This window comes from Bacillus sp. TH22, from assembly GCF_016651015.1.
In the GTDB taxonomy this organism is placed as follows: Bacteria; Bacillota; Bacilli; order Bacillales; family Bacillaceae_G; genus Bacillus_A; species Bacillus_A mycoides.
In genome coordinates this window covers 348,402-368,115 of record NZ_JAEKER010000001.1, presented here as the reverse complement: position 1 = coordinate 368,115, position 19,714 = coordinate 348,402, and the positions used below count along the sequence as shown (strand labels likewise).

The 19,714-nt window shown below is 36.4% G+C and carries 34 protein-coding genes; 2 read left to right on the top strand and 32 right to left on the bottom strand.

The features are described from left to right. Positions 1–10: 10 nt before the first annotated feature. The 19 genes from JFU18_RS02095 to JFU18_RS02005 form a co-directional block, all read right to left on the bottom strand. Positions 11–1,183: a phage major capsid protein gene (locus tag JFU18_RS02095; RefSeq protein ID WP_201033875.1), complete on the bottom strand. Its 1,173-nt coding sequence runs from the start codon at positions 1,181–1,183 to the stop codon at positions 11–13. Positions 1,184–1,221: 38 nt separating this feature from the next. Continuing rightward, positions 1,222–1,932: a head maturation protease, ClpP-related gene (locus tag JFU18_RS02090; RefSeq protein ID WP_201033876.1), complete on the bottom strand. Its 711-nt coding sequence runs from the start codon at positions 1,930–1,932 to the stop codon at positions 1,222–1,224. Then, positions 1,919–3,172, bottom strand: coding sequence for a phage portal protein (locus JFU18_RS02085; protein ID WP_201050214.1), 1,254 nt, complete (start codon positions 3,170–3,172; stop codon positions 1,919–1,921). The genes JFU18_RS02090 and JFU18_RS02085 overlap by 14 nt, the downstream gene beginning before the upstream one ends. A 188-nt stretch (positions 3,173–3,360) precedes the next feature. Continuing rightward, positions 3,361–5,055, bottom strand: a complete 1,695-nt coding sequence (locus tag JFU18_RS02080; RefSeq protein WP_201033877.1) for a terminase large subunit — start codon at positions 5,053–5,055, stop codon at positions 3,361–3,363. Beyond that, complete coding sequence (locus JFU18_RS02075) at positions 5,052–5,561, bottom strand: phage terminase small subunit P27 family (RefSeq protein ID WP_201033878.1); 510 nt, start codon at positions 5,559–5,561, stop codon at positions 5,052–5,054. Before JFU18_RS02075 ends, JFU18_RS02080 begins: the two co-directional genes overlap by 4 nt. Positions 5,562–5,669: 108 nt before the next feature. Then, complete coding sequence (locus JFU18_RS02070; protein WP_201033879.1) at positions 5,670–6,068, bottom strand: HNH endonuclease; 399 nt, start codon at positions 6,066–6,068, stop codon at positions 5,670–5,672. After that, on the bottom strand, positions 6,058–6,408 hold the full coding sequence (locus JFU18_RS02065) for a hypothetical protein (protein WP_201033880.1): 351 nt from the start codon (positions 6,406–6,408) through the stop codon (positions 6,058–6,060). Before JFU18_RS02065 ends, JFU18_RS02070 begins: the two co-directional genes overlap by 11 nt. Further along, the gene (locus JFU18_RS02060; protein WP_201033881.1) at positions 6,408–6,662 is read right to left on the bottom strand and encodes a hypothetical protein; all 255 of its coding nucleotides are present in this window, start codon (positions 6,660–6,662) and stop codon (positions 6,408–6,410) included. The genes JFU18_RS02065 and JFU18_RS02060 overlap by 1 nt, the downstream gene beginning before the upstream one ends. Before the next feature lie 127 nt (positions 6,663–6,789). Then, positions 6,790–7,011, bottom strand: a complete 222-nt coding sequence (locus tag JFU18_RS02055; RefSeq protein ID WP_201033882.1) for a hypothetical protein — start codon at positions 7,009–7,011, stop codon at positions 6,790–6,792. Then, on the bottom strand, positions 6,998–7,273 hold the full coding sequence (locus JFU18_RS02050) for a hypothetical protein (protein ID WP_201033883.1): 276 nt from the start codon (positions 7,271–7,273) through the stop codon (positions 6,998–7,000). The genes JFU18_RS02055 and JFU18_RS02050 overlap by 14 nt, the downstream gene beginning before the upstream one ends. A 407-nt stretch (positions 7,274–7,680) precedes the next feature. Beyond that, positions 7,681–8,403, bottom strand: a complete 723-nt coding sequence (locus JFU18_RS02045; RefSeq protein ID WP_201050212.1) for a hypothetical protein — start codon at positions 8,401–8,403, stop codon at positions 7,681–7,683. Positions 8,404–8,615: 212 nt separating this feature from the next. After that, the gene (locus tag JFU18_RS02040) at positions 8,616–9,158 is read right to left on the bottom strand and encodes a site-specific integrase (RefSeq protein ID WP_201033884.1); all 543 of its coding nucleotides are present in this window, start codon (positions 9,156–9,158) and stop codon (positions 8,616–8,618) included. Continuing rightward, complete coding sequence (locus JFU18_RS02035) at positions 9,158–9,640, bottom strand: ArpU family phage packaging/lysis transcriptional regulator (RefSeq protein ID WP_201033885.1); 483 nt, start codon at positions 9,638–9,640, stop codon at positions 9,158–9,160. Before JFU18_RS02035 ends, JFU18_RS02040 begins: the two co-directional genes overlap by 1 nt. 26 nt (positions 9,641–9,666) lie before the next feature. Beyond that, positions 9,667–9,837, bottom strand: a complete 171-nt coding sequence (locus tag JFU18_RS02030; RefSeq protein WP_016095513.1) for a hypothetical protein — start codon at positions 9,835–9,837, stop codon at positions 9,667–9,669. Between the two features lie 115 nt (positions 9,838–9,952). Continuing rightward, the gene (locus JFU18_RS02025; RefSeq protein ID WP_016095514.1) at positions 9,953–10,075 is read right to left on the bottom strand and encodes a DUF3983 domain-containing protein; all 123 of its coding nucleotides are present in this window, start codon (positions 10,073–10,075) and stop codon (positions 9,953–9,955) included. A gap of 17 nt (positions 10,076–10,092) precedes the next feature. Further along, on the bottom strand, positions 10,093–10,266 hold the full coding sequence (locus tag JFU18_RS02020) for a hypothetical protein (RefSeq protein ID WP_016095515.1): 174 nt from the start codon (positions 10,264–10,266) through the stop codon (positions 10,093–10,095). Between the two features lie 29 nt (positions 10,267–10,295). Continuing rightward, a complete protein-coding gene (locus tag JFU18_RS02015; protein WP_201033886.1) occupies positions 10,296–10,673 on the bottom strand; it encodes a YopX family protein in 378 nt (125 codons plus the stop codon). 72 nt (positions 10,674–10,745) lie between these two features. After that, on the bottom strand, positions 10,746–10,931 hold the full coding sequence (locus JFU18_RS02010) for a hypothetical protein (protein WP_201033887.1): 186 nt from the start codon (positions 10,929–10,931) through the stop codon (positions 10,746–10,748). A 31-nt stretch (positions 10,932–10,962) separates the two neighbouring features. Continuing rightward, positions 10,963–11,718, bottom strand: a complete 756-nt coding sequence (locus tag JFU18_RS02005) for a DNA cytosine methyltransferase (protein WP_201033888.1) — start codon at positions 11,716–11,718, stop codon at positions 10,963–10,965. 282 nt (positions 11,719–12,000) lie between these two features. Between JFU18_RS02005 and JFU18_RS02000 the strand changes: the two genes are divergently transcribed. Beyond that, complete coding sequence (locus JFU18_RS02000; RefSeq protein ID WP_201033889.1) at positions 12,001–13,362, top strand: BclA C-terminal domain-containing protein; 1,362 nt, start codon at positions 12,001–12,003, stop codon at positions 13,360–13,362. Between the two features lie 613 nt (positions 13,363–13,975). On the opposite strand, the gene JFU18_RS01995 is transcribed toward JFU18_RS02000, so the two are convergent. The 13 genes from JFU18_RS01995 to JFU18_RS01935 form a co-directional block, all read right to left on the bottom strand. After that, complete coding sequence (locus JFU18_RS01995; RefSeq protein ID WP_201034628.1) at positions 13,976–14,152, bottom strand: hypothetical protein; 177 nt, start codon at positions 14,150–14,152, stop codon at positions 13,976–13,978. Between the two features lie 181 nt (positions 14,153–14,333). Further along, entirely contained in the window at positions 14,334–14,741 is a 408-nt protein-coding gene (locus JFU18_RS01990) for a hypothetical protein (protein ID WP_201033890.1), read from the bottom strand. 40 nt (positions 14,742–14,781) lie between these two features. After that, entirely contained in the window at positions 14,782–15,237 is a 456-nt protein-coding gene (locus JFU18_RS01985) for a nucleoside triphosphate pyrophosphohydrolase family protein (protein ID WP_201033891.1), read from the bottom strand. A 17-nt stretch (positions 15,238–15,254) separates the two neighbouring features. Then, positions 15,255–15,506 carry a helix-turn-helix domain containing protein gene (locus tag JFU18_RS01980; RefSeq protein WP_201033892.1) on the bottom strand — a complete coding sequence of 84 codons (252 nt, stop codon included), beginning with the start codon at positions 15,504–15,506 and terminating at the stop codon, positions 15,255–15,257. A gap of 25 nt (positions 15,507–15,531) precedes the next feature. Then, positions 15,532–15,696 carry a DUF3954 domain-containing protein gene (locus JFU18_RS01975; protein ID WP_081085896.1) on the bottom strand — a complete coding sequence of 55 codons (165 nt, stop codon included), beginning with the start codon at positions 15,694–15,696 and terminating at the stop codon, positions 15,532–15,534. 18 nt (positions 15,697–15,714) lie between these two features. Beyond that, entirely contained in the window at positions 15,715–16,074 is a 360-nt protein-coding gene (locus JFU18_RS01970; protein ID WP_088074280.1) for a cell division protein SepF, read from the bottom strand. Further along, positions 16,067–16,345 carry an AbrB/MazE/SpoVT family DNA-binding domain-containing protein gene (locus tag JFU18_RS01965; protein WP_088074282.1) on the bottom strand — a complete coding sequence of 93 codons (279 nt, stop codon included), beginning with the start codon at positions 16,343–16,345 and terminating at the stop codon, positions 16,067–16,069. Before JFU18_RS01965 ends, JFU18_RS01970 begins: the two co-directional genes overlap by 8 nt. A gap of 15 nt (positions 16,346–16,360) precedes the next feature. After that, the gene (locus JFU18_RS01960) at positions 16,361–16,555 is read right to left on the bottom strand and encodes a hypothetical protein (RefSeq protein WP_199626730.1); all 195 of its coding nucleotides are present in this window, start codon (positions 16,553–16,555) and stop codon (positions 16,361–16,363) included. Positions 16,556–16,557: 2 nt separating this feature from the next. Continuing rightward, positions 16,558–17,421: an ATP-binding protein gene (locus tag JFU18_RS01955; RefSeq protein WP_201033893.1), complete on the bottom strand. Its 864-nt coding sequence runs from the start codon at positions 17,419–17,421 to the stop codon at positions 16,558–16,560. Further along, positions 17,363–18,247: a DnaD domain-containing protein gene (locus tag JFU18_RS01950; protein ID WP_201033894.1), complete on the bottom strand. Its 885-nt coding sequence runs from the start codon at positions 18,245–18,247 to the stop codon at positions 17,363–17,365. The genes JFU18_RS01955 and JFU18_RS01950 overlap by 59 nt, the downstream gene beginning before the upstream one ends. A 229-nt stretch (positions 18,248–18,476) precedes the next feature. Next, complete coding sequence (locus tag JFU18_RS01945; RefSeq protein WP_165763982.1) at positions 18,477–18,623, bottom strand: hypothetical protein; 147 nt, start codon at positions 18,621–18,623, stop codon at positions 18,477–18,479. After that, the gene (locus tag JFU18_RS01940; RefSeq protein WP_088074293.1) at positions 18,623–18,889 is read right to left on the bottom strand and encodes a helix-turn-helix domain-containing protein; all 267 of its coding nucleotides are present in this window, start codon (positions 18,887–18,889) and stop codon (positions 18,623–18,625) included. The genes JFU18_RS01945 and JFU18_RS01940 overlap by 1 nt, the downstream gene beginning before the upstream one ends. A gap of 38 nt (positions 18,890–18,927) precedes the next feature. Beyond that, positions 18,928–19,134, bottom strand: coding sequence for a helix-turn-helix domain-containing protein (locus JFU18_RS01935; protein WP_201050210.1), 207 nt, complete (start codon positions 19,132–19,134; stop codon positions 18,928–18,930). A 223-nt stretch (positions 19,135–19,357) separates the two neighbouring features. Between JFU18_RS01935 and JFU18_RS01930 the strand changes: the two genes are divergently transcribed. After that, positions 19,358–19,708, top strand: coding sequence for a helix-turn-helix domain-containing protein (locus tag JFU18_RS01930; RefSeq protein WP_088074295.1), 351 nt, complete (start codon positions 19,358–19,360; stop codon positions 19,706–19,708). Positions 19,709–19,714 lie beyond the last annotated feature (6 nt).

The window sequence follows — 19,714 nt, the reverse complement described above, 5'->3', positions numbered from 1 at the left end:
TCCTATATCATTAAGCTCCAGGTTTCGCCACAACTGTAATTTGTCCATACACAACCGCCTCTGAATCCCAAAGCGTAACGTCTTCACGTTCGATTGCTCGGAACTCAGAAGTATTTGATCTCCATGCGTTTCCACCTTCTTTAGTCATATCGATAGATAATTGTTTTCTATCCCAAAGAACAATCGCTTCTTTCAAATCCCCAACAATGAATGGTGCTTTTCCGTCTTTATCTGTAGCAATTGTCTTATTGGATAAAACAATAACTGGTTTTCCTGACAATAACTTACGAGTTGGATTTGTTGGGTCTGGTTGAAGTAGCGGACGGCCATCCTTATCTTCTATTTGATCTAAGTAATTGAATCCATCTTGGTTTGTAACAATGTTTGCTACAGCCGAGAAGGCTGGATCTAATGTGACATTTAATGCAGTTTTAATGCCTTTATAATCCTTAAAATCAACCTTTGTTAACTTGTTAACTTCTTGCAAAATTAAATAGTTACGAGTTGCAATAGATTTTTTCGCGATCCATTGACGTAAATAACTTTCTAAAGCTTGATCTGTATCATCTAACAAGTCATTTGGTACTGGTAAGAATCCAGCGTAATCTTCAATAGCATAAGATAAACGATCAAATTGTGGTGAAGCGATTTCCTGCATCGCATTTGGATTTCCATACTCAGATAGTGGAGCAAAAGGTGTAGATGCTGCACGTTTTTCTAATGTACGAGACCCTTTATTTGTTGAAACGGGTTGTACACTTACATATTGCTCTAAGCTATCAACCGTTTGTTTTAGCTGATTAATTGTTGTAGTAATATCCTCAGGGACGATATAACCGCCATCCTTGCCCGTATTCTCTGATAAGGATGCTTTATATTCCTGCATAACACTTATTTCATCATGGCTTAATGCTTGGCCACGTAAAGCTTTCATAAATACTTCTTTATACGATGTATCTTCATTTTGAACTGATGCTGGAGGTAACACTCCAGTTTGTGCATTCACAGGATCAGGCACTTGGATTTGCTTCATTGCTAGATAATTATCTAGTTCATTTTTTGCGTTTTTCGCTTCCTCAATTTTCGCTTTTGCATCTTCATATTTACCGCTATTGTTAAACTCTTCTGCTTTTGCTTTTAAATCAGCGACTTTCTGACGTAATTCTTGTTCATGTTTATCCATTCGGTATTTCCTCCTTATTTTTGGCACAAAAAATAGACCTATAGTTCTAACAGGTCTAGTGCATTTTGAATTTTTAATTGTTCATTTAGTTCATTCTTCGGAAAAGAAGGCGCTTTTGCTACTATTTTACTTGGTGTTTTTTGATATTTATCAAAGTAATCACTCATACATGCTGCGACTTCTTTTGCTTCCACAACTTCGATGTTGAAGTATTTTTCAGCTTGTTCACCACTTAACCAGGTCTCTGCATCTACTAATTGCTGTATTTCTTCAATTTCAATACCTTCTTTTAAGTTTTCCTTATATACATTCATAATTCCAGACTCAATGTTATCCAAGTCTTCTGCTGCTTTTCGGAAATCTATTGCATTTCCAGCTGCATATGTCCAAGGCTTATGAATCATTAAGAAAGCATTAGAAGGGACAACAACACGATCACCTGCTAGGGCAATTACGGAAGCGATGGAAGCTGCAACACCATCCACATAAACAGTTTTTTGAGCCTTATTTCGCTTTAACATATTATAAATTGCTAAACCAGCGAATACAGAGCCACCACCACTATTCACATAGATATTAAGGTTACTTTTATCATCCAATTGCCCCAAAATGTTTTTTACATCATCAGGCATAATATCAGAATCATCCCATTTCCAACCTGTATTATTTATGATGTCACCATAGATAAATAGATCCGCTGAAGATTCCGTTTGATTTTTAATAGTAAACACGTCTTTAATTGTCCTCACCTCCTTTCGGCGACAAACCTCCACTAGCTTTCGCTAATTGGTATTCATCAGCAATTTCAATAGATACATGGTTTAGATCGACACGATGTTTATCACCGGATTCTCCAATTCCATCTATATCTTCAAGCTCTAATATTTTATTGATCGAGAAAGCACCAGCATCTAACATAATCTTATAAAATTCCGCTCTAGATTTAGAATCGGCGCGAAGTAAACTTGTTAGATTAAATTTCAAATAGTAGCGCTTTTGTTCATTAAATGAAAATGTTTTATAAGAAAATTCTTCTTCATACTGGATAAGAATTGGACTCAATGTATTTTGAATAAAATCCAATGCCTGTTGCTCAATGTTTGAGAATGTAGCACGATCTAGCTCATTAATCATGTGTAATGGTATATTAAAAATGTTTGCAATCTCAGCCTTATCGAACTTCATCCCTTCAATAAATTGAGCATCCTTTAATGGCATCCCGACTTTCTCAAATTCTAAACCAGCATCCAAAATTGCTATCCTTTGAGCATTATTCAAACCTGTATTTGCTTCTTCCCAAGCATCACGAAGTACATCTTTTGCTTCTTTTCCAAGGGCTTGTTGAGTTTTCAATATCCCACTATGGGCTGCACCATTTGTAAAGAATTTACCTTTAAATTTTTGTGCTGCTTGTGAACTACCTATAGACTCTCTTGCAATCTGAATAGGTGGTTTACCCTTCAACCCATCAGTAGACAACGTAGTTAGATGAATAATGTCATCATCAGTTATTTTAATAGGTGTGCCATCTGGTAAATTCGTAAAATACCATAACTTATTTGTCTTCAGGTCCACGATTGGAGTTGTAACAGCCGGATTTAGTGCCCATAATTCTTTCGGTCTGCCATCCACTCCCCAATGAATATTGATGTAAGCATTTCCCCATGTATTGCGGTGCGTTTCGATTAAATGTTTGAATTTAAATGGGCTTTGGTAAGGGTTTGGTCGTCTTTCCAAAACAAACGACACTTGATGCATCTTATCTCGTTCTCTTCCTTTTGATGTCTTTCTAAAAACTTGAAAAGGAAGCATTGCAACACTGTTTGCAAGGATATTAATGCATCGATACACTGTCGGGACCCCTAAAGATGATTCAACAGTAACCTTTTCACCACTTGCGGCTTGATAACCAAATAGACTTTTAAACCAAGGAGACGGATTTTTCAAATCGGTCGTATCTTGATTCTTAAATAAATGCCGAAAAATCAAAACTTTCACCTCCTTTCTACCTTCTTATCATTACCACCCCCAACATTGTGAGAATAAGTCCTAACAGATACCATCCGTAAATTGGATTAATAAAAAAAGTCGTCCCAACAATAATGGACAACCCCAAAATAAGTAAAATATCTTCTAAAATACTGATAAAGAACATTAAAAACCGCATGTAATTCCTCCTAGAATGAGAAATCTTGACTTAAGATATGTGAGTTTAAGTCCATTTCCCCAAAATTGAGCATACATCGGACATGCGAGTTAATCACAGCCGCAATTGGATCAATTCTTTCTGTTGCTTTTGACTTGTCCAACATGATATTTTCATTGGCATCTTGCTTAGTAACAGCATTTCCGATTGCCCAATTAAGAACTGGATTGTTATTATGGATAATTTTCTTTTGATACACTTGCTCACGAAAGTCTTTTGTTGGTCCTGATAAAGTAGCCATACCTTGTCGGATTTCTACAACAACATACCCTTCCGCTTCCATGTCTTGCATAAATTGAGTTGCATTCCAAGGATCCGCACATATTTCTTTTATTTTAAACTCATTATCTGATTCCATAGTTTTTATATATTCTTTAACGAAATTATAGTCTACTACTGAACCAGGCGTTACAGTAATCCAACCTTGCTGCGCCCAAATGTCATATGGTACTTTATCTGTTTTCATTTTCTCGACTAAAGTATCCTCTGGTATAAAGCTATGACTAATTACGATATATTTTTCATCTTTCTTGAATTCGAAATCCACACTAGTTAAATCGATTTTTGCTGATAAATCGGCTCCTACTGTACATTCCATACCACTCAGTTCAGATAACTCAATTACTTCATCACATTTATTCCATCTGGACATATCCATATAACCATTCTCTTTTCGGTTAACCCAAATATTCATACGTTTTGTAAGAAAAGAGCGCATTTTTTCAGGATTATCCAAAGCAACTTTCAAATCACTTCGAAGCTTCTTCATTCCAGCTTCATAAGTTGCTACAATCGGATTGGCTTTAATCCAATTTGTTTCATCTTTGATATCATCGTCTTTATCAAGTTCACAAATAACAACAAAATACTCATCATTCTCCACACCTAAATCATTTGGATCTACTATCCTAGAACAGTATTTATATTCCTTGTAACAAGGTCCATTAATGTTAAATCCCGCTGTAGTAATAATGAACATTAATGTATTCTCACGTGCACCCATTCCAGAATCAATTACATCATAAATCTCGCTAGTATCATGAGCATGATATTCATCAACAATCCCTAGCGATGGATTTGTACCATCACCGGTCTTCTTTGCCTCTTTAGAAAGTGGCGTTATTGTTGATCCACTTTTTATATGAGTGATCTTCCCATACGAATCCTTATATTTTTTAGATAACATATCACATGCGCCTAGTTGTTTTAAAATATCATTGTAAACAAGGCTTGATTGCTGTCTATCCCAACCTGCTATATAGCACTCTTCCTGTTGATCAGATAAAAACGTTATATAAGAAGCGATAAGAGCCAAAAATTGTGATTTTGCATTTTTTCTTGCAAGTTCAATAAATACACGTAAGAACCGTCTATTATTTGTAATTTTAATAAGAAAGCAAAATATATTAGCCGCTACGAATAATTGAAAATCGGTTAATTCAATATATTGACCTGCTAATACACCTTTAAAATGTTTAAATTGCTTGCACCATTCATAAAAATCATACAGTTGTTCAATATCAAAATAGAATGGACACTCATCATCTTGTGTACGTTCTAAGTCTCTTAAAAAACGCTCACAAGCCCATTTATGTTTTTTACAAGCCAATATGTTACCGTCCGAAATATCATAAACATATTGCATTAGTCTTTCTTCTAATTTCATACCCTATCACCAAACCGCTTTTCTGCATTGGTTTTTGGTTTATCATCGCCCTTAGGCTTTGCCAAAGATGCTCTAGAACTTGGCGTTAATCCAAATTCAATCGCTAACGACTTCATTTGTTCATGTAATTGTTTCTTTTTAGTTAATAAGGGATGTGGCACTTTATTAGTTTCAGCTGCTTTATTTGTATACTCTACCATTAACCCTTCTTCACCAATAATCTTTGTACATTCAACATAATCAGAGTAGGCATCACAATAAGCTGCCAAAGCATTAATATCTACATTTGTAATAAGATCTAATTCCATTAACTCTTTAGAAATTCGATTAAATTCTTTTTTTGCTACTGTATTTAACCAAGTTGGGGCTTTTATTCTATTCGTTTTTGGTTGAATATGTTGTTCGGCCCTCACTCTTTGTTCTATTTCCTGTTTAGTTAATCGGTTTTTATTCCCTTCAAGTATTTGCAAATGAATTGGCTTCGCTTTTCGTCCCATGTGAACCACCTCCTTTAGTTGAACCCCCTTTTATGAAATAAAACGAATTTTTTGTACGGAAAGCTAAGCGGCGGTCTCCAGGGATTCGCCTTTTGCTTTTTCATGGCGGGGGGTTGTTTATGAATTTTTTCTTTCGAATGATTTTTTATTTTTCTTCTCATCGTCTTTTGTTTTCTTATTGTGGCAAGCATGACAGAGCGTTTGTAAATTAGTTGGTTCTAATCGTTTTGACCAGTCTACACGAATAGGGATGATGTGATCGACTACATCACCTATCTTAATGATATCGTTGCTTCTACATTGAACACATAGACCATGATCTCTATGATAAATAAACTCACGCATAACTCTCCATGGCTTGGAGTTATAGAATGAACGTGAGCTTTTGTTTCGAATATGTTTGTCGTAATATCTTACGGTTTCGTTTTCCTTTTCTAAATGTTTAGCACAATACTTATCCCTTGTTAGTTCATTGCACCCTAACGACTTACAAGGCTTGAATGGTTTACTTGGCATGTGTATCACCTGTAGGTTTAGGTATTGTTATACCATTACATTGTGAGCAACGTTTACTAGACTCAGTTACTATATCTATAGTAGATTCATAACCGCAAATAAAGCATTCGCACTTCATTCGGTTTCTGTTCTTCCATTTATAAAACATCATTGCTACATCGAACCCAGCAAGAATAATCCAGAAAGGAGAGAAGACAATTATTAGTACAATTGAAATGACAAAGGTGCTTACTAGATATACATTGTCATGCTTCTTCCTGTGTGCAACATCTCTTGCAACTGGATACATTGTAATGGAACTATAAAGTAAACCAATAATAAGATAGGCTAATATCGTCATCATTTACTTCCCTCCATTCTCTTCCTTAACCGTTTCATTTCATCCTCGATAGCAAGATTCTTTTTATTAATACGCTCATGGCACTTAGCGATGTCCGCTTGATGCTTACGAATCTTATCGTTCACATATGCAGCAACATGCTCATGATTACAATGAGGACAAATAAAGAAACACTTCTCAATACGATTAGGAATCTGTGCTATTTGCGGTTGCATATCGTAATCTTTATTACAACTAGAACAATAGACTTGCATCTATCCTCACTCCTTTTGAAAGAACATTCCGATTATCTTTTTACAAATAAATACAAGTTGTTATAATGAAGTGACATTGCCATCGGATGAGACTTGAAAGCCAACAAGTTTCGTCCGTTTTTTATGTCTAAGCCTTCAGAAATTCATCCATTGTTTTATCGAGCAAACTAACCATCGCTTCTCTTCTTTGCTTTGGTGTGGTGTCATCTTCCATTGCATTAAAGATTGGGATTGCACTTTCTAATTTTTGTTTATCGATACGTTCGTTTACAAGATCCTGTCCAAGTAACGGAACTAATGTATAAATCACAACCGCTTGTTCTTGTTTAGTTAGTTCAGTTAGTTTCATTTGTTTTCACTCCATTGATATTAGTCGCTGACATCTTATACCCATCCGTTGTTTGTTTAGCTTCAGATTGATCTATTAATTTACCTCCACAATACCATTCAACCGTTTCACTTTGATTCGTAAATTTACTCATAACCTTTCCCAACTTATCAAATGCTTCCACACATTCATTAACCGCAGCAGTTAATTCTTTAATATTTTCGTTCGCTTCTTTTGTATCAACATCTACCTTTACTGATAATGCACTCTTCTGTTCACTCATCCTTCATCCTCCTCCATAATAAAAAGCACCCGAATGGATGCTTTTATATAAATTATTGATTTGTATTTTAATTACGGTAAATGAAGTTTTAATCTTCTTTGAGCTAACAACCACGACAGACGCTCTTGGCAAACTTATCAGGTTTCCCTCATTCTATCTACCTAGGATGTTATTAGCTCAAAGAAGAGCAAAAGCTCTCCTTAATAACGGTATCATTCAATCAGTACCATCTGCTGGTTTCGGATTTTATGTGCCGTCATTATGAAACCGTTTAGATAACATACAGATTATAAAGGAATTTTATGAGCTGTGTTTTCCGCCACTTCTCACAATACAAATATATCACGTTGATTCCAAAACAACCGGCACATTTACTGCCAAAAAGCGGTCACGACTCTGCCACGTCTTTAACCTTCATTGACTCCCAATAACTTTCTAAATTCTCCTTCCAGATTCCTTTTCAATTTCGGAACATCCTTTTCAATACGTCCCCAATTCTCAAGCCATATTTCCGTCTGTTCCGGACTAACATTACTTCCTGGTCCCGATTCAATTAAATGTAATTCGTACACTCCAGTACTAATTAATATCCCTCTAATCTCTTTTTCTATTTTATCAATCAACTCACAAACATCTTCATTAAAATAAATCCTGTTCACGCTATAAAAACTTAAAAAATCCCAATAGCTAATTGATGCTTCATCCGCTTTTTCTTTCATGCTTTTTTCCCCTACCGCTCGAAAAAGCTTTGTTAAATTAATCATTTTATTTTCTAAATCGACAAATTTAGAATATAAAACTTTTATTGTCTCTGCTCGATTCTCATGCAACTTATTAAATATAATCTGATGTTTATTTTCTAATTTTTGCAACTCAGATTTATGTTCATCTATCTGTCTCGTTAAAGCCGTTTTATGATCTTCTAATTGTTTATTTACTGCCAACTGATTTTCATATATCTGTTTATTTAAAGCCGTTTTATGATCTTCTAATTGTTTATTTAAAACATGAGCAAATAATGTTTTAAATAAGTAACCGATCATCCCTGTTATCGCTGCGGTACCTACAGTAAAAATCCCTAAACTTTGAATCCATTTTAATCCCTCTTCTATTGCTACAGGCCAATTCATTTCTCTCACTCCATTACTCTAAGGAATATATAACTAATAATATATTACATTTTTTACAATCATATATCTAGTTACCCATATCTTATATTGTGTGTAACTGACCCCTTTGCTGAATCCATTGCTATCATTGACTTTATAATACTTTCCCTTTTGAGTTACACAGTACGAAATTTATGAGTAACTGTATAGATTTAAAAAGAAAAAAGCAATGATTAGATTTTAAACCTAGTCATTGCTTTATCCATTGCATCTTGGTTTACACCTATATAACGTAACGTCACCTTCTCTGACGAGTGATTGAATATCTCCATGAGTAATGCTATGTTTTTGGTTTGCATGTACATGTGATACCCGTACGTCTTTCTCAACGTATGTGTTCCTATTTCATCTAATCCAAACTCTGCTGCGGCTATACTTAATATCTTATATGCCATGCTACGACCTATAGGGCGATTCTTACCTTGTCTACTTTGCAATAGATACTCACTGTCTTCTCTTTCTTCAATAAACCATTTAAGTTCTCTTTTCAGTGCTGCAGTAATTTGTATTCGTTTCTGTTTCCCTGTTTTCTTTTCCCTCATAGATATATGACTACCTTTGACGTCCCCCACCTTCAATTTCAAAATATCCGAGATTCTCAAGCCTGTATTTATTCCCATAATGAAGAGAATGTAATTACGTAAGCTCTTCTCCTTAAAATAATCTTTTAGCTGCTGTATCTCTTCTGGATTACGTATAGGCTGAACAAAATTCATTATTCACCCCCTCCAATTTCTTCTGTCTCATAAACTTCTAATCTAAGAGCAAAAGCAAGTTTATAAAACACTCTAGCCTTAACGCGTCGATAAGTACGCTCACTCATGCCAATCTCGTTATAAACCATATAATCACATACATCTTCATCTTCTAAATAACGCTTAATGATGATGTTTCTTTGATCCTTTCCTGCACGCCCATTGCCCAAGCGACTAAGGAACTGATCAATACGAAATGACGTTTTCTTAATCCACTCTTCTCGTTCACTTTGTTGTATATTAGCCATCGCTACATCTTCTAATGGATTTCCTACATCATTTGTAGGTCCGTGATATCTAATTTCATAAGAAGGAGTGACTTTCATTTCTTCACGCATCATTCCAAACTGTCTATATAAACGTACATTTTCGAGAACACCTTCTAATTTTTTCTGCGTTGCTGTTCTATCGATTTTTGGTAAGAAAGATAATTGCTTAGTCATGTAAGACCACTCCTTTTTATTTTTTATTACTTTTGTCTTAATGCTCCACGTCTACGTTCATAACGTGGCCCATGAATCCCCATTAAACCTTCAATATCACGAGTACTTAACTTCTCTTTTCGTTTTTTCTTAGTTTTCTTTTTTGCTTGATTTGATTGCTTTTTCCATTCACGTAATTGATCCTTTAACACCTTCATTTCCCCATCTCCCTTTTCAAAATAAAAAGGACACCATTTCTTAAAACAGCTTTAATTGCTGCTCTAATGAATTGGTGTCCTCTAGTTTTCTAGCCGGACTGTATTGGGTTTTCATTTATTTGATAATACCTGCTTGTACAAAGAGATTTCTCCAAGCTTTATTAACCTGGTATTTCTCAACGGATTTCGCACGACGAGCAATAGCCTTTCTTACTTTCCTTTTCTTTAAATTAGCCATTCTCCTAGCCTCACTTTCTATTCCATTTGTCCTTTGCATTCTTCAAGAAAATCAATAACTTCCTGAACATGCTCCTTTGTTGTCATACTCTCCATCACGTATCCTTCATCGTTATAAACATTAACCTTATCCCCTGTAAACTCCATTCCACACATTCCATCTGCACCTAATAGCTTTACGTTACCTTCCATTCTTTTAACCTCGCTTTCTATTCAAAGGATTATTTTATTAAGTTTTGATTTTCGTAGATATTCCCCATTACTTCACCAACACTTATGTCAATCATCCTTAAATGATCATCTTCAAAGTTATTTTTATCATGCATATAGAACCCTGTTTCTTCCTTGTCCCATTTAATGATGTAGAACCAACCATCATACTCTACAATATCCCCTTCAAAAATCTCCTTGCCGTTCTTATCTTTTAAACCTGTGTATTGCAATGACTTTAATTGAACGTACTCACCTTCATCAATCCGATATATCGCTAACCCTCCATAAGATAACCACGCATTTAAATTGCTGTAATCTTCAATTTCATCACCTGTATACATCTTTTTAAGTTCTTCATCCCACGCGCGAAACTTTATTTCTCTCATTTCCCTCTTCCTCTCTGAATAAAACTCAATATTCCGTCAATACTGTAGACAACCCATTTCTTACCTGAGCAGTTAGCTTTTGCTAGCTGCTCTTTTAATTAGTTCGAAATCTCTGAAGAAAATATCCTCTGATATAGGTCTTATAACGCCATCTGAACATATAACCCAGCAATACCAATTGTTAGCGTTAATTTCTAATAATTGAACAACCGTTCCATCTTCTTTATGTTGGTATGATTTAGGTGGATCTATAATCATATCCATTCCCCTTTTCTACAAAATGAAATTTTTATAATAAACCTTCAATCTTTGCTATTCCTTCAAATATCGGGTAGATCTGCTGAGGTACAACAGCATTTCCCAAAAATCTCAATCTATCTTCGTCCAATCTTGTGGCAGTCCCATCATCCATTCCACAAACTGCGGGTTGATTTTCTTCCCAATATGTTCTGGAAAGTGTTCCCCGATTGATCCCGGTAGTGTTTTTCCATGCTTCCCGTTTGCTTCTGAAGGGCACAACTCTCGGATCGGCTTGTAATTTTGACTTGTCGTTGGAGTGGCCAATAATAAATGTCCGGTATCTTTGATGTGGCGCGCCGACACTGACAGCCGGTAATACGAATGTCCTTGTCGAGTAGTTTTCTTCTTCCAAGTCGGAGAGCACGGTGTCCAAGCCCATTGTGACGTGTCCAGCAACATTTTCTCCAACGAACCAAGTGGGTCTAAGTTCTCTAATGAGTCGGAAGACTTCTGGCCATAACCATCTTTCGTCTTCTGCACCTCTTCTCTTACCAACAAGACTTTCTCCCTGACAGGGATATCCTGCTGAAATAACTCCAATTGCATCAACATCAACGCCTCCATCTATTAATGATTGTTTCGTAAGTTTATATAAATCCGGGAAAATAGGAATGTTAGGATAGTTCTTTCTAAGTACCTTCTGATTGAACTCTTCTATTTCGCAAAAGGCTGCTGTTTCAATTCCAGCCCAATCCGCTGCCATGCTTATTCCTGCAATTCCCGAACATAGATCTAACATTTTCATTTCCTATTCCCCTTTGTTTTAAAATAGCGTTTTTGTTCAAATACTTCACGCCCATGAAAAAATTACATATGATATCATGTACTCTTTTACATTAAGAGTTTTGGTCCGAAGAGCACTTATATATGGTGCTCTTTTGGGTATGGAATTTAAAATAGAGGCTTGCTCTTAAAACCTATTATGTAATTTTTATAGGTTTTTTCCTTACACCCGTGTGTCTGTTTACTCATAAGTTGTTAAAGTATAAATATAAATTGATAGTTAATTTATAAGGGAGGTGTAAAAATGAGTAAATTTAAAAAGAATTGTTGTCACATACCCTTTCCATGCGCCTTTCCTTTACCTCAAATAGGGCCTACTGGAATAACTGGACCTCCTGGACCTTCTGGCCCAACCGGAATAACCGGAGCGACAGGACCTTCTGGTGGACCTCCTGGACCTACGGGACCGACCGGAATAACCGGAGCGACAGGACCTTCTGGTGGACCTCCTGGACCTACGGGACCGACCGGAATAACCGGGGCGACAGGACCTTCTGGTGGACCTCCTGGACCTACGGGACCGACCGGAATAACCGGGGCGACAGGACCTTCTGGTGGACCTCCTGGACCTACGGGACCGACCGGAATAACCGGGGCGACAGGACCTTCTGGTGGACCTCCTGGACCTACGGGACCGACCGGAATAACCGGGGCGACAGGACCTTCTGGTGGTCCTCCTGGACCTACGGGACCGACCGGAATAACCGGGGCGACAGGACCTTCTGGTGGACCTCCTGGACCTACGGGACCGACCGGAATAACCGGGGCGACAGGACCTTCTGGTGGACCTCCTGGACCTACGGGACCGACCGGAATAACCGGGGCGACAGGACCTTCTGGTGGTCCTCCTGGACCTACGGGACCGACCGGAATAACCGGGGCAACAGGACCTTCTGGTGGACCTCCTGGACCTACGGGACCGACCGGAATAACCGGGGCAACAGGACCTTCTGGTGGACCTCCTGGACCTACGGGACCGACCGGAATAACCGGGGCGACAGGACCTTCTGGTGGACCTCCTGGACCTACGGGACCGACCGGAATAACCGGGGCGACAGGACCTTCTGGTGGTCCTCCTGGACCTACGGGACCGACCGGAATAACCGGGGCGACAGGACCTTCTGGTGGACCTCCTGGACCTACGGGACCGACCGGAATAACCGGGGCGACAGGACCTTCTGGACTTACAACATCTGGTTTATCTCAGTATGCTTATGTTTTCAATACAGCAGCTCAAGTTGTTGCCTTAGAAGCACCTATTCTTTTTAATTCACACGGTACAATCACATCCGGTTTTACCCATACTCTTGGAACTTCTCAGATGACAGTTATTAATGCTGGAGATTATAAAATTTCTTTTTCTATATCAGGAGTTGAGCCTAATCAATTTGCACTTTTTTTAAACGGGGCTCCCGTTACTAACTCCGTTTATGGATCAGGTGCAGGAACTCAACAAAACAATGGGCAAACCGTTCTCACTTTAGCCGCAAATGATATTCTTACCCTTAATAATCATACTTCCGCTGCTGCAGTTACTTTGCAGACATTAGCAGGTGGAACACAAACAAATATAAATGCTTCGATTGTAATTGAAAAGTTAAATTAATTTAATCATTTATTTCTTGAAACTCTGGCAGTAAATAACCTAGAGTGGATTCTTTTTTTAACAAGCAGTTAGCTTTTGCTAGCTGCTCTTTTAATTAAAATAACGATTTTGTTTTAAAACTACACAAAGCAAAAGAAATACGCATACAATGTCGTGTATTCTTTTGCTTTGTAAGTTTGGGTAGAAGAGCGCCTTGGAAAGCGCTCTTTAGTTTTCAAATGAAAATTCTGGTCAAATGATTCACTTTCTTAAAAAAGTCACATATATTATCATGTACTCTTTTACAATAAAAGTCTTGGTCCTAAGAGCACTGTCAAAAGTGCTCTTTTAATTTATTGCAACGTGTCACGTTTTACATACAGTAAACATTCAATGTAGTGAGCAGACAAAACATAGTTTCTATATAATCGTGTACATTTTTTGTATGCGATTTTTTTTATTAAATAAGAATTTTGTTTAATTTCCATTAACCGTTTTATCCACTTTACATATAGTAATATCACATGGAATTTCATAGGTTTCTCTGGACCAGTTACCTTGTATTCCTTGTGAACCTTGTGGAAAGAATCCGTTTATGACTAACGGGTTCTTTTATTTATTTTTCATACAATAACTATTTTGTTAAATCTACAATAGTGAGATTAATAGCTCCGGCTTGATCTAAACCTACTAATAAATTCTCTGCTACTGCCTTTGCCATATGAGTAGCACAAGCGATTTCCTTACCATCCACAATAATTTTTAATTCTTCTCCGAAATCTTCAATTTTTACATCCTTCATATTTCTCATCCCCCTTTTCGAATAATCTTTTTTATATTGCACATACTACCTCTAAGCCGATTTCTCCCCGGCTGCACTCTTTCAAAACGGAGAACGCTCCTTCGTGCCGTGCAAGAACGTAGCAGGTAACTTAATTGGTTCCTGCCGTTTTTGCGTATAATATTAAAAATTTTTGTGCAAAATAACGCTTTTAATAAAAATTAGTCGAAACAACAACTGTCGGCTCTACAGATACTTTTATTAACTTTCTATAGTATCTTTCTCCGTCGATTTCAATCGATGTTTTTCTTGCTCCCTTATATAGCGTATCTAAACGCTTAAAATCACTTTCAGAAATTAACTTCCAAACAAACACATCATCCATCGAATCTTCGACATTCCTAGTATCATAACGCTCCCATTGCCAAAACATTTCCGAAAGCCAATCATCTAAGTCAGAATGCGTTGTAAAAATGTATGCTTCATCACCGCAGTCGTCCTCTCTGAATACAAAATAGTAATCCGTTAATATGCTAGTGCCTTTCCCTTCTCTTTGAACGAACTCTTTAAAAGCTTCCCAATTACTTTTCAGTCCGCCCCAATCTAAATTTCTCACCATTCTATTCCCCTCCGTTTTTCTACAAAATTCAAATTTGGTCTTACTTCACATCAACACGCTTTTGACTAGCTTCCCTGCTAAATCCATCTGGATATCTTTTTGCTAGTTTAGAAATGTTCATTTGTGCAATATCTTCTAAGGTATATCCCATTTCGTGAGACATGATTGAAATGTAATACAAGATGTCTCCCAACTCTAAAGCTAATTTATGAGTATTCCCGTTCTCTTCTCCTGGACAATGAGCTGGATCAAATCCATGGCCATGAAAGATAGCTTTTTTTACGATATCAGCAACCTCACCAGCTTCTCCCGTAATCCCTAATGCTGCATTTAAAACACGTCCACCAAAATCATTATTTGCATTCCATGTACGTAATGTTGCTTCCTGATATTGATCTAATTCACAGATTTGATTGATATTCATTACAGCTTGTCCTCCCTTTGATTCACTAACTAATTTAGTTGTTACATATACACCGTTTTCCATTGCTTTCATTTTGATTTCCCCTCTCTTCAACAAATTCCTAATCCTATTGGACGATTTTCAATCATATACTTATCAGCCTGATCTATTACGAGAAGTGCCACCTCTGATTGGTGCCTCCTTAATGCTTTTGCCATTTCTGGTAAACTCATATCTCGTTTCCACATTTCACGAAAACGTATAATGTCTCTTTTATCCCAAATGAAGTTAGCTTCTTCTAAAGCGATATATATTTTCAAACGCGATTCCTTCATCGCTTCATGATTTCTTGCTACGCTCATAAGCGAACCTACCTTCTAAAAATGATTATTTTATCTTTTCAGTAAACTTAGTATCCACACGATCAACTTTCCCATTAACCCAAACCGCAACTTGTTCGCCAAATCCGCTCACTGGTGGATTAACTGCTATCACATTTCCGTCCTTAACTACATAGAGCTTATTGCTTGTTACATCGATTTCTATTTTCATATGTCCATCTCCCTTTTCTTATCTCATGTACTCGACAACATCAGGTTTGAAGCCACTTCCTAAATAAACCCTTACCGGAATAGTTTCTTTTTTATCCCTTGCTGCCTTACATAATTCTTCAGCTGTATCCCAATTAAAAAACTTATCTACAGCACGCTGGAATCTCCATATTGCCATTACATATTGTTCAAAGATATCATAACGATCATCTTGTTTAGTATTACGAGGTAATTCATCCGTCCCCTTTGCACTCTTTGGAACCTGGACACGTACATCAGCATATGTAACGCGTCCAGTTCCTTTCTTCACATTGGCTTTCATTACATCAAACTCACAAATGGCTGGCTCTACATCGAAAATATTTAATTGTTTAGGCATGTGCCATCCCACTTTTCTGAAGAAGGTCCAGTAACTCACTTGCCCCATCCTTACTCAAATACATCCGACCGCCCAACAATTCCAAGTTGGATTCAGATACTTCACCCGTTACAAAGCATGACTTGTCTTGTTTTCTTAAAACGATGTTTTCCCCATCAACATGAAAGCCTAATGCTGTTCCTTCAGCAATTCCCAAAGTTCTGCGTAACTCTACAGGAATTACTACACGCCCTAACTCATCAACTTTTCTTGCAACACCTATGTTTTTCATCATTACTCCCCCTTGTTAGCTTGCTTTTTGTTGTCTTTTCCGTTCTACTTCTTGTTTCATTGACTCAAAACGTACTAGCCATGCTTCCCAACGCTTTTGATTTTCTTCTTGCTGTTGTTTTGCCACTTCACAATTACAACCGTTCGTTTCAATTACACCTGGATAAGTTTCTTTACGAATAATTCCTGTACCATTACATAATGCACACATTGTTATTCCCCCTTTTTAAAATTGCGTAATCTATAATTATCGCCATGCATTTCTAACATTTCAGCATTTTCCATCATCCGACTAAAATCACGTTCTCCATACATTCCTGCTAATTCACCGATATTAAAGTTGGTAGTAAATAAAGTACTTTTACCTATACGACTATCAACGATCTCATTCGTTTTTGTTTGTTTCCAAGTGACGCCTTCTTTATCTTTCTCCGTAAATTCCGCTCCGAAGTCATCGATAATTAAGACATCAACTTTTGCTAAAAGGGACATAAGCTTGTCCTCTGTCATTTCACTGTTTTTATTCCAAGTAGATTTGATTTTAGTAAATAGCTTATTCATTTGAATAAACATTGCACTGTGACCCTTTTTCATAAGTTCTTTAATGGCCGCCACACACAAATGACTTTTTCCTACTCCGTAATCACCTGTAATAATCACGCTCGTTGGTTCTTCCTTATTGAATGAAGCAACAAAGTTCATGATCATTTCTTTCGCATCGTTCAATTCCTTTTTAGGTGGTACATAATTTTCAAATGTAGCTTTTTTGAGTTTGTCATTTATTAAGCTGGTATCAGCAAACGAGTCATACAAATGAATGATTTCATTTTTCTTTTTAATAGCTAGTGTCTCTATAGCTAATTTCTGATCTTCTTTTTCTACCGATCTACATTGAGGACAAAATTCCTCATTTGTTTCTATATCTATCAACATGCGTTTACTGCAAACATCTTTATATTTTTCTTGACCTACTAAAAAGACATTCGTGCATCTATTAGGAGACAATACATATCTTTGACTAGCGTTTCTTGAAGTCGTATTTGTCGATGAAGCTACTATCTTTTTGATTACTTGCATTGTTTTTCTCTCCTTTTTTCCCTTTATTTTTAAACTCAGCTTCTGAAGCTCGTACATCTGCTAATGTACGAATGTTTTTATTAGCCCACTGTTTTAAAATCCCCTCAGCGTAGTTCCATTTTTTCTGTTGTTTCAATGCACGTTCCATGGCTGCTTGTACAAGTTCTTCGCTTGTATCGTTTGCCCATTGGGTAATACTATCGGCTACGAATGGATTTAAAATCCCGAAATTATTTTCATAGAATGAGAAGACGTTACTACTACCTACATTCTCTGTAGTATTCTTTGTAGTAATCTCTGTATTTGTCCTTACTTTAAAGTTAGGAGCTCCCTTACTTTGAAGTGAAGAGGTTCCTGACTTGGAAGTGACGACCCTCTTTACTTCCAAGTCAATAGGGTCTTCTTCTACTTGTTGATACATACTAGAAATACTTTTTATTTCATTTACTTTTGGCTCAACAAACATTACGTTGTTTAGCGTTATTTCATTTACAATAATTGTTCTAAATTCAATTTCAATTAAGCTCATTTCCACCAATAAGTCACAAGCTCGTTTTACTTGGATTTTCGAAAAACCAAATGTCTCTGCTAATTGCTGGTAACTCTTTTGAAGCTTATCCGATTTGAATTTTTTCTTATAAGTAACCCTTCCAGTAACTTCATCTCTAATAACTGTTGGTCGATACCAGTAAACAATTTCGCTCAGTACCATAATTGCTACAATATGAGGCTTATCATTACTAAAAGTGATGTAATTAAACCATTCATGGTCTACCACATTACCTTTGAAATTTAACCCTCCAATTTCAGTTACGATATTCGTCATATGCATTTATCTCCTTATACAGATAGCTATGTGTGATGTACCAATTTTGATAATTTGTTGAATATCATAATGCAGATAACCATCACTGAAGTATTGATTAATCATCAGTTTTAACTCTTCTTTTCTTTTTGCTAATTCCCAGAATTTATTAGGTAACAGCACTTGATAATGAACTAAGTGCATGTACTATTTCCCTACTTTCGTGATATACTAATAACAAGTGTTTTTTCTAAAGAGACCCATTGCCGTGGGTCTTTTCCTTTTGTTCTACATCACTCCAAGCCCATTTTTTAATTGGTTCGTACGTGATATTAGCAATCCATGTACTACATGCAATTAGCATTCCGAATATTGCTAACGATGCTGGATTTTCCACTAAATCACCTCCTTTTGTGCTTCAAGCCAAGCTTCTAAGTCCTTTTGCAGGAAAAGTAGTTTGCGACCTTCCCTAATCACTGGAAAGTGTGGATGATTGGCTAATTCATACATTCTACAAACTGCGATATTAAGATAAGTAGCCGCTTCCTTCACCCTCATTACCTTATTAGGTTGCGAGTGTTGTTGGAATGTAGCTAGTGCTGCTTGTATTTCTTCGCGAACAACTTCACGGATGGATTCTTTAATGATTTGATCTATACCCATTTTCTTTCCTCCTTTTTCTCTCAACTTAACTTTCTAACTTAACAAAAGGTTAAGTTAAGGGTAAAAATTTTAATATTATCTAATTTAACGTCAAAGAAATTTGCGATTTTTACAACCAAATCATAATAAGGACGTCTTTTTCCATTTTCTATGTACCAATAATAAGGTTCAGTGATACCAACAGCTTCTGCTACATCCTTACAAGTATAACCACGTTCTTCTCTTAGCTGTTTTAGAGTTTTCATAAGCAACTCCTTTCTTCTATAATAGCTGTTAATCAAATAATAACTTAACCTATGGTTAAGTGCAAGTCTTTTTCAATAAAAAAACATATAAATTTCCCTCTTTCAACTTAACTGTTAGTTAATATATAATAAAAACAAAAGAAAATATAAAAACATATATATTTATATCCTTTTATAAAAAAACTAATGAAAATATAAAAGAAGACTAATAGGGGTGTTTTTAATGTTCAATTACGAAAGATTGAAGGAATTGATTAATAGTAGAGGAATAACTCAGCAACAATTAGCTGACGCAATAGGTCTTAGTCACGTGTCTATATATTATTATGTAGAGGGAAAAAAATCTCCAGGTACAAAAACACTACAAAAAATAGCCAATTATTTTAATGTAACAACGGATTATTTACTTAATAGAAGTGACGAGCCAGAATTAGATGAAATACTTGATAAAAAATTCAAACAGATGAAAGAAAGAATGGATGGACTTTCTGAAGATCAACAAGCGATTGTGTTAAAACAAATGGAAAGTATGATGGAAAGCTTCGAACAACTTAATAATAAATCGATAAAATAGCCAAAC

Coding starts and splice junctions, on each gene's coding strand:
- JFU18_RS01990 (WP_201033890.1), bottom strand. CDS start 14,741: ATGGTGAGAAATTTAGATTGGGGCGGACTGAAAAGTAATTGGGAAGCT.
- JFU18_RS02050 (WP_201033883.1), bottom strand. CDS start 7,273: ATGAGTGAACAGAAGAGTGCATTATCAGTAAAGGTAGATGTTGATACA.
- JFU18_RS01985 (WP_201033891.1), bottom strand. CDS start 15,237: ATGAAAGCAATGGAAAACGGTGTATATGTAACAACTAAATTAGTTAGT.
- JFU18_RS01950 (WP_201033894.1), bottom strand. CDS start 18,247: ATGACGAATATCGTAACTGAAATTGGAGGGTTAAATTTCAAAGGTAAT.
- JFU18_RS02035 (WP_201033885.1), bottom strand. CDS start 9,640: ATGACTAAGCAATTATCTTTCTTACCAAAAATCGATAGAACAGCAACG.
- JFU18_RS02080 (WP_201033877.1), bottom strand. CDS start 5,055: ATGAAATTAGAAGAAAGACTAATGCAATATGTTTATGATATTTCGGAC.
- JFU18_RS02015 (WP_201033886.1), bottom strand. CDS start 10,673: ATGAGAGAAATAAAGTTTCGCGCGTGGGATGAAGAACTTAAAAAGATG.
- JFU18_RS02045 (WP_201050212.1), bottom strand. CDS start 8,403: ATGAATTGGCCTGTAGCAATAGAAGAGGGATTAAAATGGATTCAAAGT.
- JFU18_RS01940 (WP_088074293.1), bottom strand. CDS start 18,889: ATGGGTATAGATCAAATCATTAAAGAATCCATCCGTGAAGTTGTTCGC.
- JFU18_RS02025 (WP_016095514.1), bottom strand. CDS start 10,075: ATGGCTAATTTAAAGAAAAGGAAAGTAAGAAAGGCTATTGCTCGTCGT.
- JFU18_RS01995 (WP_201034628.1), bottom strand. CDS start 14,152: ATGAGAAATATGAAGGATGTAAAAATTGAAGATTTCGGAGAAGAATTA.
- JFU18_RS02060 (WP_201033881.1), bottom strand. CDS start 6,662: ATGCAAGTCTATTGTTCTAGTTGTAATAAAGATTACGATATGCAACCG.
- JFU18_RS01960 (WP_199626730.1), bottom strand. CDS start 16,555: ATGTGTGCATTATGTAATGGTACAGGAATTATTCGTAAAGAAACTTAT.
- JFU18_RS02000 (WP_201033889.1), top strand. CDS start 12,001: ATGAGTAAATTTAAAAAGAATTGTTGTCACATACCCTTTCCATGCGCC.
- JFU18_RS01980 (WP_201033892.1), bottom strand. CDS start 15,506: ATGAGCGTAGCAAGAAATCATGAAGCGATGAAGGAATCGCGTTTGAAA.
- JFU18_RS02005 (WP_201033888.1), bottom strand. CDS start 11,718: ATGAAAATGTTAGATCTATGTTCGGGAATTGCAGGAATAAGCATGGCA.
- JFU18_RS02070 (WP_201033879.1), bottom strand. CDS start 6,068: ATGCCAAGTAAACCATTCAAGCCTTGTAAGTCGTTAGGGTGCAATGAA.
- JFU18_RS02030 (WP_016095513.1), bottom strand. CDS start 9,837: ATGAAGGTGTTAAAGGATCAATTACGTGAATGGAAAAAGCAATCAAAT.
- JFU18_RS01955 (WP_201033893.1), bottom strand. CDS start 17,421: ATGCAAGTAATCAAAAAGATAGTAGCTTCATCGACAAATACGACTTCA.
- JFU18_RS02065 (WP_201033880.1), bottom strand. CDS start 6,408: ATGACGATATTAGCCTATCTTATTATTGGTTTACTTTATAGTTCCATT.
- JFU18_RS01930 (WP_088074295.1), top strand. CDS start 19,358: ATGTTCAATTACGAAAGATTGAAGGAATTGATTAATAGTAGAGGAATA.
- JFU18_RS02040 (WP_201033884.1), bottom strand. CDS start 9,158: ATGAATTTTGTTCAGCCTATACGTAATCCAGAAGAGATACAGCAGCTA.
- JFU18_RS02010 (WP_201033887.1), bottom strand. CDS start 10,931: ATGATTATAGATCCACCTAAATCATACCAACATAAAGAAGATGGAACG.
- JFU18_RS02020 (WP_016095515.1), bottom strand. CDS start 10,266: ATGGAAGGTAACGTAAAGCTATTAGGTGCAGATGGAATGTGTGGAATG.
- JFU18_RS02055 (WP_201033882.1), bottom strand. CDS start 7,011: ATGAAACTAACTGAACTAACTAAACAAGAACAAGCGGTTGTGATTTAT.
- JFU18_RS01975 (WP_081085896.1), bottom strand. CDS start 15,696: ATGAAAATAGAAATCGATGTAACAAGCAATAAGCTCTATGTAGTTAAG.
- JFU18_RS02095 (WP_201033875.1), bottom strand. CDS start 1,183: ATGGATAAACATGAACAAGAATTACGTCAGAAAGTCGCTGATTTAAAA.
- JFU18_RS01970 (WP_088074280.1), bottom strand. CDS start 16,074: ATGCCTAAACAATTAAATATTTTCGATGTAGAGCCAGCCATTTGTGAG.
- JFU18_RS01965 (WP_088074282.1), bottom strand. CDS start 16,345: ATGAAAAACATAGGTGTTGCAAGAAAAGTTGATGAGTTAGGGCGTGTA.
- JFU18_RS01935 (WP_201050210.1), bottom strand. CDS start 19,134: ATGAAAACTCTAAAACAGCTAAGAGAAGAACGTGGTTATACTTGTAAG.